The organism is Sinomonas sp. G460-2, assembly GCF_047759905.1.
In the GTDB taxonomy this organism is placed as follows: Bacteria; Actinomycetota; Actinomycetes; order Actinomycetales; family Micrococcaceae; genus Sinomonas.
The window spans coordinates 1-13972 of the sequence record NZ_JBKZWT010000009.1; the positions used below are offsets into that span (position 1 = coordinate 1).

The window sequence follows — 13972 nt, forward strand, 5'->3', positions numbered from 1 at the left end:
GGTCTTCGTGTCGAAGAGGTGCACGTGGCCCTGCTGCGGACGGACCCACACCTTGTCGCCCTTCATCGGGGGGCGGCGGCCGTCGGTGCGGGCCACGATGTCGTGGCTCTGGCCGTTCAGCGTGGTGTGGCCGTAGATGTAGGCGTCGGCGCCGAGCTCCTCGACGACGTCGACCTCGACCTCGAGGCCCTCGCCCTGCGGCGCGCCCTCAAGGTCCTCGGGACGAACACCCAGCGTGACCGTGGTGCCGGACGCCTCGGCGAGGACGTCGCGCGCCACCGGGTAGACGGTACCGCCGAACTGCACGCCGGCGTCCACCTCGGGAAGCTCGAGGAGGTTCATCGCGGGGGAGCCGATGAAGCCGGCCACGAAGACGTTCTGCGGCTTGTCGTAGAGGTTGCGCGGGGTGTCGACCTGCTGGAGGAGGCCGTCCTTGAGGACCGCGACGCGGTCGCCCATGGTCATGGCCTCGACCTGGTCGTGCGTGACGTAGACGGTCGTGACGCCGAGGCGGCGGGTCAGGGACGCGATCTGCGTGCGGGTCTGGACGCGGAGCTTGGCGTCGAGGTTCGAGAGCGGCTCGTCCATGAGGAAGACCTGCGGGTTACGGACGATCGCGCGGCCCATGGCGACGCGCTGACGCTGACCACCGGAGAGAGCCTTCGGCTTGCGGTCGAGGTACTGCTCGAGGTCGAGGAGCTTGGCCGCCTCGCGAACACGCTGCGCGCGCTCTTCCTTGGAGACGCCGGCGATCTTGAGTGCGAAGCCCATGTTGTCCGCAACGCTCATGTGCGGGTACAGCGCGTAGTTCTGGAAGACCATGGCGATGTCGCGGTCCTTCGGCGGGACGTCCGTGACGTCGCGATCGCCGATGAGGATGCGGCCGGAGTTGACGTCCTCCAAGCCGGCCAGCATACGAAGAGAGGTGGACTTTCCGCAGCCCGAGGGGCCGACCAGAACCAGGAACTCGCCGTCGGCGATCTGGATGTTGAGCTTGTCCACCGCGGGCTTATCGGTGCCCGGGTACAGGCGCGTAGCGTTGTCGAACGTCACTGTTGCCACAGTAATCGTGTCCCTTCACCGGCAGGTACGTGCCGGACGATCCGTTGTGAATGGTCATGTTGTTCAGTTGTGTGCCAGTTGCGGCTGCCGAAGCTGGCATCGCCGATTCTGGCACAGTGCGATCCGCCGGGACGTGCCCCGGATCACCAGACGAGTATGGCATGCATCACAAGGCGATCCAAAGTGTGACGTCCACCACTTGGACGCCCCGCACCCTCACGACGTGCGCTGCGCGCCCAGCTCCGCTCGGAAGCGCACGAGGAGCGCCATCGCCTCGGCGATGTCCACCGGACCTCCCACCCGGAAGCCCGCGGAGGTGTCGCCGTCGCCCACTTTGATCCCGACGTCGCCGTCTTCCAAGGCGAGGAAGCCGTCTTCGTCTGTGACGTCGTCGCCCGCAAAGAGGACCGCGTCCGCCTCGGTGACCTGGCGCAGGAAGGCGATGCCCTCGCCCTTGGTCGCGTGGACCACCGAGCCCTCGAGCACCTGCTTGCCGGTCTTGAGGAAGACGTCGCGGCGGCTCCCGAGCCGCTCACGCGCGGCTTCGACGGCCTTCGCTGCGACGTCACGCTCGGCCTGGCGGGTGTGGAGGACGCGCCCGGCCGGCTTCTCCTCGACCCACGTCCCGGGGGCGTTCGCGGCGACCGCCGTGAACGCCGCGTGGAGGACGTCGAGCGCCTCCTTCTGGTCCGGATCGAGCGTCACGGGGTGCTCTTCGCCACCCAGGCGCACCTCGGCGCCGTGGCTGCCGATGAGCAGCGTGCGCGCGTCCGGCGACGCCGCAGCGACGAGGCTCTCGAGGGAGCGGCCCGAGACGTACGCTGTCCACGTGCCCGCGAGGCCTGCGAGCTCGGCCACGGCCGCCGCGGTCTCTGGGAGCGGGCGTGCCTGCTCGGCCCGCTCGACGATCGGGGAGACGACCCCGTCGAAGTCGAGCGCCACGAGGAGGCGTTCGACGGCGGCGAGCCGCTCGAGCGCGATCCGCAGGTCGTGAGGGACTCCGGTGCTAGCCATGCGTGACCTCCGCGAGCCGGTCGAGGAACGCGGTGGACCATTCCTCGACGTTGTGGACGATGATCTGCCGGCGCATGGCCTTCATGCGCCGGCCCGCTGCCCCACGGGGCATCCCGATGGCCGTGACCATCGCGTCTTTGAGGCCCGCGATATCGTGCGGGTTAATGAGGAGCGCCTGCTTGAGCTGGTCCGCGGCGCCCGCGAACTCGCTCAGCACGAGCGCGCCGGTCCCGTCGCAGCGCGCCGCGACGTACTCCTTCGCCACGAGGTTCATGCCGTCGCGCAGCGCCGTCACGAGCATGACGTCCGCCGCGAGGTAGAGCGCCACCATTTCCTCGACCGGGTAGTTGTGGTGGAGGTACCGGACCGCCGTGTGCTGGAGGGTGTCGAACCCGCCGTTGATGCGGCCCACCGTGCCCTCGATCTCCTCGCGGAGCAGGCGGTACTGCTCGACGCGCTCGCGGCTCGGACTCGCAACCTGGATGAGGGTGACCTCGCCGACCTGGATGCGGCCGTCCGAAAGGAGCTCCTCGAACGCCTTGAGGCGGTGGCGGATGCCCTTCGTGTAGTCGAGGCGGTCGACGCCGAGCATGATCGTCTTCGGATCCCCGAGGTCGTGGCGGATCCGGCGGGCGCGCTCGCGGATCTCCGGCTGGCGGGCCAGGTCCGAGATCCGGGCGGTGTCGATCGAGATGGGGAACGGCTCGGCGCGGACCGCGCGCTGCTCCGGGCCCACGAGCAGGTGCGTGCCCTTGCCGCCCGCGCCGCCGTAGCGCCGCGCGCAGCGGGCGAAGTTGAGGGCGTCGTTCGGCCGCTGGAAGCCTACGAGGTCGGAACCGAGGAGCCCCTCGAGGACCTGGCGGCGCCACGGAAGCTGGGAGAAGATCTCCGGCGGCGGGAACGGGATGTGGTTGAAGAAGCCGATCCGGAGGTCGGGGCGCCGTTCGCGCAGGATCGCGGGCACGAGCTGGAGCTGGTAGTCCTGAACCCAGACCGTGGCGCCCTCGGCCGCGCGGGCCAGCACGGCGACCGCGAAGCGCTCGTTGACCCGGCGGTACGCGTCCCACCACGTGCGGTGGAACTCGGGCGGGGCAATGACGTCGTGATACAGGGGCCACAGGGTCGCGTTCGCGAACCCCTCGTAGTACAGCTCAACCTCGTTCGTGGAGAGTTCCACGGGGACGAGGGCCATGCCAGCGTGCTCAAACGGCTCGATCTCCTCGCCGGGGGAGCCCACCCAACCCACCCACGCGCCGTCGGACTTTTCCATGACCGGAGCGAGCGCGGTGACGAGGCCGCCGGGGGAGCGCTTCCAGCCTGACTTCGGGCCGTCCCCGGCACGATCGACTGGCAGGCGGTTGGCGACGACAAGGAAGTCGTACTGGCCTGACGCCCTGCCCTTCGTGGTCTTCGTATCGGGTGCTGTCCGTTCAGTGTCCTGGGCCACTTGCGCGCTACCTCGCATTCCATGAGATCATTTCCACCCTACCGGGGGCGGGGTGCGGCGACCGTCACACGCAGGTAAAGGAACCGTTGCGAACGTCCGCTCGTTGCGGCCTGTGGAGACCCTTGACAGGGAGGGCTATGCCCGCTGGCATACACTTTCCCCGTCGCCGACCCGATGCGCATCCCCGCGCCCGCGAAATGACACGAGGAACCATGAGCCCCTCCAACCAACCACGCCCCACGAAAGCGGAGCGCACCGCAGCTGCCCGAGAGAAGGCCCGCCAGATCCGCGAGGCCCAGCTCAAGCGGGAGAAGCGGAACAAGCTGCTCCTGCGGTGGGGTGTCGTCGTGGCGCTTGTCGCCGTGATCGCCATCGTGGCGATCGTCATCACGACCACCATGCGCTCGAACGCGCCCATCGCCGACAGCGGTGCAAGCCCGGCCAACATGAACTCCAACGGGGGCATCACGCTCGGTAAGGGCACAGCGGTCACCGCGCAGCCGGCGTCGAACGTCAACGTGGCGAGCGTTCCGACGCCCAGCACCCAGCCCACACAGGGCCAGGCGGCGAACGCGCCGGGCACCGAGGCGGCGGCGAAGGGGCAGCCGGCCAAGGTCGTGGTGTACGTGGACTTCATCTGCCCGATCTGCCACCAGTTCGAGCAGACGTACGGCCAGAAGCTCACGGATCTGCGCAACGCAGGCCAGATCACGCTCGAGTACCGGCCCATCGCGTTCCTCGACCGCAACTCGACCACGAACTATTCCTCGCGCGCGGCGGCCGCCGCGGCGTGCGTGGCGAACTCCAACCCGGATAAGTACTCGGACTTCTTTACCAAGCTGTACGACCAGCAGCCCGCCGAGGGCTCGGCCGGTCTCTCCGACCAGCAGCTCAAGGACATCGCCTCGAGCGTGGGGGCGGACATCTCGAAGTGCGTGGACGACAAGACGTACAGACCCTGGGTCAAGTACACGACGCAGCTCGCCACGTCGAGCGGCGTGACCGGCACGCCGACCGCGATCGTGGACGGCAAGCAGTGGGGGATCGGCGACTCGGCGAACCAGGCGTTCGACGCGTTCCTCCAGGCGGACCTGGACGCGCGCGCCAAGGCCTGATCCCTCCCGGCGACGGACGACGGCGGCCCGGCTCCCCTTGCGTGGGGGCCGGGCCGCTTTCGGTTTTCGGGGCTGCGGGGGGCGGGGCGCTCGTGCAGTTACCTCGTTGAGGGGCGAGACGCTGCCAGTCACCTTCTCGTCGAGAAGTCACCCACGGGGAGACTTCTCAACGAGAGCGTGACTTTCCCCGGCGGCCGAGAGGGCCGTGCGGTTCGAAGCCGTGGGCCGCACACGTTACGCTTGTAGGGCGCTCGGGCGAGGTCCGGGCTCCTGCCCCCTTAGCTCAGTTGGCCAGAGCATCTGTCTTGTAAACAGAGGGTCGCCGGTTCGAATCCGGCAGGGGGCTCTCCGAAGCCGCGGGAACTCAAGGGTTCCTGCGGCTTCTCGGTTGGTGAGAAATGACCCGGTCATCGAAAACCCATCACTTTGGCCTCCCCGCGCCGGCCCGGCGCCGCTGTGCTCCGGCAGGCGGACGTGGTCTCCGGTCGCCTCTGGTCCTTGTGTGGGAGTGCGGCGCACCTGTGCGGCATGGACACCGATCACACTGCTGCGGAGAATCCGTGGGGGCTGGACAGCCTGCTGGACGTCGGCGAGCTCGCAGCGTACCTGCGGGTGCCGGTCTCCACGGTGTACGACTGGCGCACGCGGGGCCTGGGGCCCCGCGCGTACCGCTTCGGCAAGCACCTGAAGTTCGCCGTCTCCGATGTGAGGGTCTGGGTCGAGCAGCAGCGCGAGCCCGGGCCGCCGTCGCCGGCGGACGGGAGGTGACCCGGTGAGCCGCCAGCGCCTGGCCGTCGGCACCTTCGGCGAGATCGGCTACCTGCCCGCTGCCGGCGGGCGGATCGTCGCCCGGGCCCGCTACCGCGGCTGGGACGGGAAGACACGGCTGGTGCAGGCCACCGGGGCCACCCGGAAGGCCGCGGAGCGGGCGTTGAAGGCCAAGCTCTCCGAGCGGAGCCTCTTCCAGCCCTCCTCCTCGAGGCTCACCGCGGACAGCCCGTTCCCCGAACTGGTCGCCTACTGGCTCGAGGACCTCGACCTCGAGGGCCGTCTCTCGAAGAGGACCCGGCAGCTCTACGAAGGCAACATGCAAAGGCTCGTCCTGCCGGCCTTCGAGAGTCTGACCCTGCGGGAGGTCGGCGTCGCCCGCTGCGACAACTTCCTCAAGCAGCTCGCGAAGCAGAGCTACAGCCGCGCCAAGCAGGCGCGCGTGGTCCTTCGCCTGGCCCTCGGCCTGGCCGTCCGGCACGAGGTGCTGGCCCGCAACCCGATGGACCATGTCTCTTCCCTGCGGCGTCCGGCGCGCATCCCCGATGCGCTCACCCCGGCAGAGGTCAATGCGGTCCGGGCCGCGATAGCATACTGGGAGGCCGGCCGGTCGCCCTCGGGCCCGAAGCCGGACGGCCAGCTCGGCGCGATCGTGGAGGTAATGCTCGGCACCTCCGCACGCATCGGCGAGGTCCTGGCCATCCGCCGCCGCGACGTCGACATCACTGGGGCACCTCCCTCGGTCCGGATCGCCGGAACGATCGTCAGCAACCGGGGCGAGCCGACCGTGCGCCAGGACCATCCGAAGACGGCGAAGTCCCGTCGGACGGTGGCGGTCCCGTCGTTCACTGCCGAGGCCGTCCGGGGGCGGCTGGCGAAGCTGGAGGACCCGTCGCTGGATGCGCTGCTGTTCTGCAGCCGGGAGGGGACGCCGCTGACGACGAATCACGTCCGCCTCCAGCTCCGCCGGGTGATGGACCTGGCCGGGATCGCCGGGGTCACTCCGCATATGTTCCGCCGCACCGTCGCGACGGCGATCAATGCCCAATCCGGTGTCGATCTCGCCGCAGAGCTGCTCGGCCACACGGACCCGAAGATCACCATCGCGCACTACATCCGCCGCAACGAGATGGTGAACCCGGCCACGGCCGAGATGCTCGAGCGCGCGTTCGCGAAAGACGAGCTCTGATCTTCCTCGTCAGCCCGCATTAGTGCGACGCTGGGTGGTGCGGAGCGCCACGGGACGAGAGCGGTGCCCAACGGGGGGGCGGATCGCATAGGGGCATGAGGGGACTCGTGGTAATGGAGACGCCGTGCAGAGTGGTGACTTGGCCTCCCGTGATGGCGGAGCAGTCGGTGGTCTGCTCGCCGATGCGCTTGGTCAGGTCGTGCACGTCCTCGGGGCTCGAGGTCCAGCCGAGCACGACGCCGACGATGGAGGCTCCCACCATCCTCCGCTCCTCTGCGAGCAAGAGGGACACAGGCATCCCCGTGCTTCCGATTGGAATCGACGGTGCCGCCACCGTGGCGGCACCGTGCGACGTGGGCTTATGCCCGCCGCCGGCGAACCGCACGGAGCGCACCGGGTCGGCCGGAATCCTCGGCGAGGCGCCGCCCCCCGCCGATGCCCTCCAGGCTCGCGCACGAGTTCGAGCCGGTGACCACAAGCGCTGCCCATTCCCAGGTCTTCCCGTCCGCCTTTGACGGTGGGGCCACGGTGGCCCCACCGTGTGACCTGGGGTTATCCGCGTTGCCGCTGAACCGTGAGGCCTCCAGACGGCGTGCGGCGTCCTCGGCGAGCAGGGCGCCGTCGGCCAGGAGGTCGCTGAGCGGTCCGCCGATGAGCAGCCGCAGCAGGACGCCCCGTCCTGCGGCAGCGTGAGTCGGTCCCGGGCCGGGGTTGTCGAGCACGGAACGCAGCATGGCCGGCCACGACGTGCCGGGGATCTCCGGTCGCGCGCGGGCGTGGAAGCCGCCGCGCAGGGCCTCGAAGGTCGAGGCCCTCGAGCAGGCCCCAATGAGCCGGGTGCAGATGTACCCCACCCCTGCATGCGCTGTGGCCGACGGCCATCCCGGCCGGGTGAGCCCGTACCGGTTCTCCTGTCTGCGGCCCGTTGTGTCCATCACTGCGGCACCTCCCAGCAGGTAGGTGCACACGCGCTCCCCGGCAACCGAGGTCGATGCGGTGCTGGAACCAGACACGCTCAGCTCACCAGCCCGATCCTGGGCGGGCAGCCCTGTGGGCGTGCGGCCATCGCGGCTGAACGCAGACACGGGCGGAAGCCGAAGCGCGCGGCCGCTCGCCCCCCTAGGGGTGGCGGCGGCCGCCTGGACGGGGAGGTGTGGGGTGTGGCGGGCGGGCTCGACATCGAGATCGATTCCGAGTCCCGCGAACAGCGACGTTGCCCGCTTGGGGTCTCGCCGGTCGGCGGGCGCGCCGATCCGTCACAGGCCATGGCGGCCACCCCGACGGACGGTCGGGGCAACAAGCCGGGCATCGTCTGGGTGCGCCCGTCCGAGTCGGTGATCCCGAGCCGTCTCGACCGTGCTCGCGTGAACATCGGGGGCGTGCCCGGGGGTCTCGATCTGGCTGGACATCGCGCTCCTTTCCCGTAGAGCATGGCGGCCTCTCCGGCGGTGCGGTGTCCGAGGAGGGACCTGCGGGGTGGGTGGATCTGCTCGAGCTATCGGGCGGCTTCGGCGATTCCGCCGCGGAGGTAGAGCCACTGGGCGCGGTTCAGGGTGGCGTGGAGGTGCTCGAGCGGACTGCCGCCCGTGGCGGCGAGGGCGGTCTCGGCCTGTTCGATCATGGCCAGGGTGAAGGAGTCGGCGATCCCTAGGGAGAGGCGGGCCGCGGAGGCGTCGAGGTTGAAGCGGGCCCACAGCTGCATGTCCTGCAGGGGCATGAGGAGCTCGGCCGCGCGCTGGTGGTGTGCGGTGGCTCTTCCGGACTCGCCGCCGAGCACGGCGATGTTCCCGATTGTCCAGTGCGCCTCCCCGGCGGCCCGGGCAGGCAGCCCGGCGTCCAGGAGGTGCTCGAGGGAGCGGCAGTGCGCCCAGGCCTCGTCAGTGTCGTCTGCTTCGGCCAGCGCTGTGGCCAGGGCCCGGATCGCCGCTGCTTGCTGCGCGGGGTGTGCGGGGTGGCTGGTGGCGAGTCGGAGGGCTTCGCGGGCGTGGGCGATGGCCTCGGCGTGCTCGCCCAGGGCTGTGCAGGCCTCGGCGAGCAGTGTCCGGCACCGCAGTTCGGTGCCGGCGGGGTCGGGGGCAGGCGCGTCCTCGACGAGGCGGTCCAGGATGTGCTTCGACTCGCGCGGGTGGCCTTGGCTCATCAGGCATTCGGCCTGGAGGCAGCTCAGGTCCCATCTGGTGAGGCGGTCGCCGGCGGCGAGGGCCAGCTGGGCTGCGGCGAGCGCGTTGCTGGCGCTCTGGGCGTAGTCGTGCTCGTCCCAAGCCTGCTCGGCGCGCAGGGCGGCAAGGAGGGCCCCGGGCCCGGGAGGGGCCGGGGCGAGGCGGCCGGCGAGAGAGCGGACGAGCTCGCAAGAGGGCTCTCTGCGCCCTGTCTCCAGGAGGGAGATCAGCCCGGGCGGGCACAGGTCCCGGCTGAGCTGGTCGTGGGTGAGGCCGCGCTCAAGCCGTTCGCGGCGTAGCCTCTCACCGAACCTCGTGCCCATTTTGCCTCCTCTGGTGTCCTCCGTCCCGCGTCGCGGGCCTCGTGGGTGGCGCCGCCCGTGGGGCCCGCGGGGGCGGCTGCCCAGGCCGGGCCGAGGCATGCGGCCAGCATCGCGGCCTCTGCTCGGGTGGTCTTCCCGGCCGCGTGGCGGCGGCGCTGCCGGTAGAGCCACATGCCCAGCTTCCTCTCCTCGAGGGGCGCGCGCCGGCTGGTCGATGGCATGCGGGCGTGGGCGTGGCTGAAGCCGAGCAGGTGGGCGAGCTGCCGGCGGAATGTCACCCCCGGGAGCGAGTCGGCCTGTGTCCGGGGGCACACCGGCGGGTGCCGCCTGTGGGGCTGGGGCGCCAGCAGGGGGACGGGGCGGGCGCACGCGCGCTGTGGGACCCCGCACAGAATGCGCAGCTGCTGCATCAGCTCGACCGCTTCGTCCACCTCGGGCCGCGGGGGCATCCCGGCTGTCCCTGCGTGACGCGCCCGCTGCCCCCAGCCGAGTGCCTGTTCCCCTGACAGGGCCGCGCGCCCGGGGCGGCGGGCGGCGGGGACCTCCACGGCGTGCATGCCGAAGCCCTCAGCCGGCCCGGCCGGAGCGGATGCAGCGCAGGTGCTCGTACAGGGCCTGCTCGGGGTGGCCCTTGTGCAGGACCAGGAGCCGGCGGAGGTTGTCCTTGGATTCCTCGCACAGGCGTGGCTCGTCCAGCACCTCACGGAGGATGCCCAGCACCTGTGCGGCGAGGGTGTCCTCGCCCGCCCACGGATCGGCCGGCCCGGCCATGGCCCCAGCTGCCATGATCTCAACCATGCGACGAGTGTTGGGGCAGAACGACCGTTCTGTCTACATTTCAGGCCGTAAAAACTGTGTGAACAGCACTGTCAACACCGCAGCGTGGCTCGTCCCTTGAGGGGCGTCCGTGTTAGGTCCTTGAGGTGCACCAGGGGTGCCCGGACGGTGTCCCCGGGGACTGCAGCAGGGAGTCCTTGATGTCCGGATCGGTGTAGGGGTCCTTGAGCAGCTGCCAGATGATCACGAGGGCCTGGTCTCAGAAGTGCCGGGGTTGCGATGTGGGCGATCTGGACTTGGCCCAGGATCTCGGCTGTTGACAAGTCTGTGACCTGCATCGCACTATCTTTGCATACGAATTGGCCGCTTGCATAAAAATGCAACAGAGGAGACGAAGATGACTTCACGCAAGACCGTCCGGATCGGCTGCGCTGTGATCGCGGCGGGCCTCGCCGCGCTTTCCCTCGCGGCCTGCGGGCAGAACGTCCCCGCTTCCTCGGGCGGAGCTAAGAAGGTGATCGGGGTCTCGGTCGCCGACCAGAAGTCGCTCTTCTACGTCGCCGAAGTCGCTGGGATCAAGGACGAGGCCAAGAAGAAGGGCTACGACGTGGATATCACCTCGGCCAACAACGACTCCTCGGCCCAGATCAAGCAGGTCAACGACCTGCTGACGAAGCAGATCGGCGCCCTCATCTTCACGTCCCAGGACTCGACCGCGGCCGCAGCGGGCGTGCGCGCGGCGAACCAGGCGCAGGTTCCGGTCATCGCCGTCGACCAGCGGCCCGAGTCGGGCCAGGGGAAGCTGTCGACCTACATCGCCACGGACAGCGTCAAGGCCGCCCACGATCTCTGCACCTGGATGTTCAAGCAGATCGGGGGCCAGGGCGAGCTCGCCATCCTGCACGGGGTCCTCGGCTCCACTGCGGAGATCCAGCGCACCCAGGGCTGCCAGAACGCTCTCAGGGAGAACCCCGGCGTCAAGGTCGTCGCAGAAGACACTGCCAACTGGGACGAGACCAAGGCATTCAAGGCCACCCAGAACATCCTCACGGCTCACCCGAACGTCAAGGCCGTCTTCGGGGAGAGCGACGCGATGTCGCTCGGTGCGTCCAAGGCGGCGAAGGAATCGGGCAAGACGATCTTCTCGGTCGGCATCGACGGATTCCCCACCATGTTCGACGGGGTCGCCAGCGGCCTGACGCAGGCCACGATGGCCCAGCAGCCGTACAGGATGGGCCAGATGGCGGTGGACAACGCGATTGCCCTCATGGAGGGCAAGGGCAGTGACATCCCTCAGGAGCAGTACCAGGACACCGTCCTCATCAACAAGGACACCGTGACGCAGCACAAGGTCGAAGAGTTCTACGGACCGGACGCCCAGTCCTTCAAGTGATCTTGTTCAGAAGGCCCACGGGATCCCTGGGAATGTGCAGCAGGCGGGAGGCGTCATGAACGCGGAAGCAGACAATAGCGGCCTGGCAGGTGTTGGCCTCGTCAAGGCGTACAGCGGCGTGACCGTCCTGAAGTCCGTCGACTTCAGGGTCTCCCCGGGGACCGTGGTGGGGCTCGTGGGCGAGAACGGTGCAGGGAAGTCAACCCTGAGCTCGGTGATCACCGGAGTCGTCAAACCCGACGGCGGGGCCATGTGGCTGGACGGGGCGGACTACGCGCCGTCCAGCCCGGCCGAAGCCCTGCGCCAGGGAGTCGCCCTGATTCATCAGGAGACCCGGCTGATCCAGGAACTGTCGGTCGCCGAGAACATCTTCATCGGCCGCCTGCCGCGCCACGGGGGGCGCGTCGACTGGGGCCGCGTTCGCCGCGATGCCCGGGCGGTGCTCGATTCCCTTGGAGTCGATCTCGACGTGCGCCGTCCCGTCCGAGGGCTCTCCATGGCAGTTCAGCAGGAGATCGAGATCGCGAAGGCCATCAGCCGGCAGCCACGGTATGTGGTGTTCGACGAGCCCTCGGCGTCTCTCGGAGAGTCGGAGACCGAGCACGTCCTCGAGAGGATCCGTGTTCTGCGGGCAGCCGGCACGGGTGTTGTGTACATCTCCCACCGGCTGGACGAAGTGCGGGAGGTGGCCGATGAGATCGTCTGCCTCCGCGACGGTTCCCGCGTCGCGTCCTGGTCCTCGGGGAGCGTCCCGAAGGAAGCGATCATCAACGCCATGGTGGGACGCGAATTCACCTACGAGCACGTCCCCCCGAAGCCGAGCCTCGGGCACGCAGTGCTCGAGGTCCGCGGCCTCGGCCGCCGGGGGGTCTTCGCCGGCATCGACTTCCATGTGGAGGCGGGTGAGGTCTTCGGCATTGCCGGCCTCGTAGGAGCCGGGCGCACCGAGGTGGTCCGAGCCATTGCCGGAGTCGACCGGCCCGACGAGGGAGAGGTCGTCCTGGAAGGGCGCAAGCTCCCCTGCACGAGCCCTCAATCGGCAATCCGTGCCGGCATCGTCATGGTCCCCGAGGACCGAAAGGGCCAAGGCCTGAATCTCGACCGCTCGGCCGAGGAGAATCTGACCCTGCCCTGGGAGCGGCAGCTTGCGCGCGGAGGTCTCGTGACGCGCAAGGTGATCCGCGACGTCGCCGCGGTCCAGCGCCGCAAATTCGATGTCCGAGGCAACATGGCGCTGCCCGTGAAGTCGATGTCGGGCGGTAACCAGCAGAAGATCCTCATCGGCAAGTGGCTCGTCAAGGATCCGAAGGTCCTCATCGTCGACGAGCCGACTCGCGGCGTCGACGTCGGCGCGAAGATGGCCATCTACGAGATCATCCGGTCCCTGGCCGCCGGCGGCATGGCCGTCATCGTCGTGTCCTCCGAACTGGAGGAGGTCCTCGGCCTGTCCCATCGGGTCCTCGTCATGTCCCGAGGACGCCAGCGGGGCATCCTGACCCGCGATGAAGCCACTCCCCAGCGGGTCATCGACTTGGCCTTCCAGGCGGCCTCGGCCAATGCCCCGACCATCAAGGCCGAGCTCTCCTCCGCACCGTCCGCTTCAACACCTCAGCCATAGAAAGAGCAGTCATGCGAACCACCACCGATAACGCGCCCCACAAGAGGTCCTTGGCGCCGCAGGGGGACAGGGCCGCGGAGAACACGGACGCAGGGCCCGGTTCCGCCGGCTTCAACGCCAGGACGCTCGGAGCCGGCGCTCTCAAGGCTCTCCGGTCCCTGCCGGGCCCGCTTCTCGGGCTCGTCGTCGTCATGGTCGTGTTCTCGATCACCTCGCCGTACTTCTTCACGTGGCACAACCTCTCGAACATCGTCACGCAGAACGCGGACATCGGCATCATGGCCGTGGGGGCCGCGCTCGTGATCCTCATCGGCGGGATCGACCTCTCGGTCGGCTCCAACCTCGCGCTCTCGCTCATGATCAGCGCCTGGCTCTACCGCTCGCTCGGCGTGCCTTTCGAGCTCTGCGCGGTGATCGGGCTGGCAGCGGGGACGGCTGTCGGGGTGGTCAATGGCCTGCTGTCGACCATTGGGCGCATCCAGCCCTTCGTCGCGACGCTGGCGACCATGTCTGCCTGCGCCGGCTTGGCCCTCTACATCACCAACGGCAACCCGATCAACGACTTCCCGGACTGGTACCTCGCGATCACGAGCACGAACCTCCTGGGTGTTCCCCTTGAGGGGATCATCATGATTGCGACCTTCCTCATCGCCGCGTTCTGGCTCAGGTTCCGCCCCACCGGGCGTGCCCTGTATGCCATCGGCGGCAACGCCGAGGTAGCGCGTCTATCGGGGCTCAACGTGACCCGGATCAAGATCGGCGTCTATGCGATCGCCGGCTTCCTCGCAGCTGTCGCCGGTGTCATCGTCGGGTCGCGCCTCGACTCCGCTCAGCCCACGGCCGGCACCGCCGACCTGCTCAACGTGATCGCCGTCGTCGTCATCGGCGGGGCCAGCCTCTCCGGCGGCTCGGGCGGGATGCTGAACACCTTCATCGGCCTCCTGATCATCGGGGTGCTGAACAACGGGATGTCGCTGCTGAACGTCTCGCCCAATCTCCAGCCGGTGGTCATCGGCGTCGCGATCATCGTCGCCGTCCTGACCGACAGGGCAAGCCGCTCCCGCCAAGCGGACTGATTCGCTCCCCACGACACCCCAAAAAGGACAG

Annotated in this window: 15 protein-coding genes and 1 tRNA gene; 8 read left to right on the forward strand and 8 right to left on the reverse strand. The window is 69.1% G+C overall.

Going from position 1 to position 13972, the window contains the following annotated elements:
- The 3 genes from ACLN58_RS02220 to ACLN58_RS02230 form a co-directional block, all read right to left on the reverse strand.
- The coding region (locus tag ACLN58_RS02220) for an ABC transporter ATP-binding protein (RefSeq protein ID WP_415853646.1) at window positions 1-1062 on the reverse strand (1062 nt) is incomplete at its 3' end.
- 216 nt (window positions 1063-1278) lie between these two features.
- A complete protein-coding gene (otsB, locus tag ACLN58_RS02225) occupies window positions 1279-2076 on the reverse strand; it encodes a trehalose-phosphatase (RefSeq protein WP_415853647.1) in 798 nt (265 codons plus the stop codon).
- Window positions 2069-3541 (reverse strand): alpha,alpha-trehalose-phosphate synthase (UDP-forming), encoded by a 1473-nt coding sequence (locus tag ACLN58_RS02230; RefSeq protein ID WP_415853648.1) that lies wholly within the window; start codon window positions 3539-3541, stop codon window positions 2069-2071. The genes otsB and ACLN58_RS02230 overlap by 8 nt, the downstream gene beginning before the upstream one ends.
- A 194-nt stretch (window positions 3542-3735) precedes the next feature.
- On the opposite strand from ACLN58_RS02230, the gene ACLN58_RS02235 reads away from it, so the two are divergent.
- From ACLN58_RS02235 to ACLN58_RS02250, 4 genes are all read left to right on the forward strand, one after another.
- Complete coding sequence (locus tag ACLN58_RS02235) at window positions 3736-4638, forward strand: DsbA family protein (protein ID WP_415853649.1); 903 nt, start codon at window positions 3736-3738, stop codon at window positions 4636-4638.
- 272 nt (window positions 4639-4910) lie between these two features.
- Window positions 4911-4984: transfer RNA gene (locus ACLN58_RS02240), tRNA-Thr, on the forward strand.
- Window positions 4985-5166: 182 nt separating this feature from the next.
- Window positions 5167-5406, forward strand: a complete 240-nt coding sequence (locus ACLN58_RS02245) for a helix-turn-helix domain-containing protein (protein ID WP_415853650.1) — start codon at window positions 5167-5169, stop codon at window positions 5404-5406.
- Window positions 5407-5410: 4 nt separating this feature from the next.
- Window positions 5411-6595 (forward strand): tyrosine-type recombinase/integrase, encoded by a 1185-nt coding sequence (locus ACLN58_RS02250; RefSeq protein WP_415853651.1) that lies wholly within the window; start codon window positions 5411-5413, stop codon window positions 6593-6595.
- Window positions 6596-6614: 19 nt separating this feature from the next.
- On the opposite strand, the gene ACLN58_RS02255 is transcribed toward ACLN58_RS02250, so the two are convergent.
- Together ACLN58_RS02255 and ACLN58_RS02260 are read right to left on the reverse strand one after the other, a co-directional pair.
- Entirely contained in the window at window positions 6615-6857 is a 243-nt protein-coding gene (locus ACLN58_RS02255) for a hypothetical protein (protein ID WP_415853652.1), read from the reverse strand.
- 97 nt (window positions 6858-6954) lie between these two features.
- Window positions 6955-7680 carry a hypothetical protein gene (locus ACLN58_RS02260; RefSeq protein ID WP_415853653.1) on the reverse strand — a complete coding sequence of 242 codons (726 nt, stop codon included), beginning with the start codon at window positions 7678-7680 and terminating at the stop codon, window positions 6955-6957.
- 75 nt (window positions 7681-7755) lie between these two features.
- On the opposite strand from ACLN58_RS02260, the gene ACLN58_RS02265 reads away from it, so the two are divergent.
- Window positions 7756-8022 (forward strand): hypothetical protein, encoded by a 267-nt coding sequence (locus tag ACLN58_RS02265; RefSeq protein ID WP_415853654.1) that lies wholly within the window; start codon window positions 7756-7758, stop codon window positions 8020-8022.
- A 68-nt stretch (window positions 8023-8090) separates the two neighbouring features.
- Here the strand turns inward: ACLN58_RS02265 and ACLN58_RS02270 are convergent, their stop codons facing one another.
- The 3 genes from ACLN58_RS02270 to ACLN58_RS02280 are packed head-to-tail and all read right to left on the reverse strand — an operon-like array spanning window position 8091 to window position 9875.
- Entirely contained in the window at window positions 8091-9077 is a 987-nt protein-coding gene (locus ACLN58_RS02270; protein WP_415853655.1) for a helix-turn-helix domain-containing protein, read from the reverse strand.
- Window positions 8981-9634: a helicase associated domain-containing protein gene (locus tag ACLN58_RS02275; RefSeq protein ID WP_415853656.1), complete on the reverse strand. Its 654-nt coding sequence runs from the start codon at window positions 9632-9634 to the stop codon at window positions 8981-8983. The genes ACLN58_RS02270 and ACLN58_RS02275 overlap by 97 nt, the downstream gene beginning before the upstream one ends.
- A gap of 10 nt (window positions 9635-9644) precedes the next feature.
- Window positions 9645-9875, reverse strand: coding sequence for a hypothetical protein (locus tag ACLN58_RS02280; RefSeq protein WP_415853657.1), 231 nt, complete (start codon window positions 9873-9875; stop codon window positions 9645-9647).
- A 376-nt stretch (window positions 9876-10251) separates the two neighbouring features.
- Here ACLN58_RS02280 and ACLN58_RS02285 point away from each other — a divergent pair, with 376 nt between their 5' ends.
- Genes ACLN58_RS02285 through ACLN58_RS02295 form a run of 3 tightly spaced genes read left to right on the forward strand, consistent with a single transcriptional unit; the run spans window position 10252 to window position 13941 of the window.
- Complete coding sequence (locus tag ACLN58_RS02285; RefSeq protein WP_415853658.1) at window positions 10252-11247, forward strand: substrate-binding domain-containing protein; 996 nt, start codon at window positions 10252-10254, stop codon at window positions 11245-11247.
- Between the two features lie 55 nt (window positions 11248-11302).
- Window positions 11303-12865, forward strand: a complete 1563-nt coding sequence (locus ACLN58_RS02290) for a sugar ABC transporter ATP-binding protein (RefSeq protein ID WP_415853659.1) — start codon at window positions 11303-11305, stop codon at window positions 12863-12865.
- A gap of 11 nt (window positions 12866-12876) precedes the next feature.
- A complete protein-coding gene (locus tag ACLN58_RS02295) occupies window positions 12877-13941 on the forward strand; it encodes an ABC transporter permease (RefSeq protein WP_415853660.1) in 1065 nt (354 codons plus the stop codon).
- The last annotated feature ends 31 nt before the right edge of the window (window positions 13942-13972 follow it).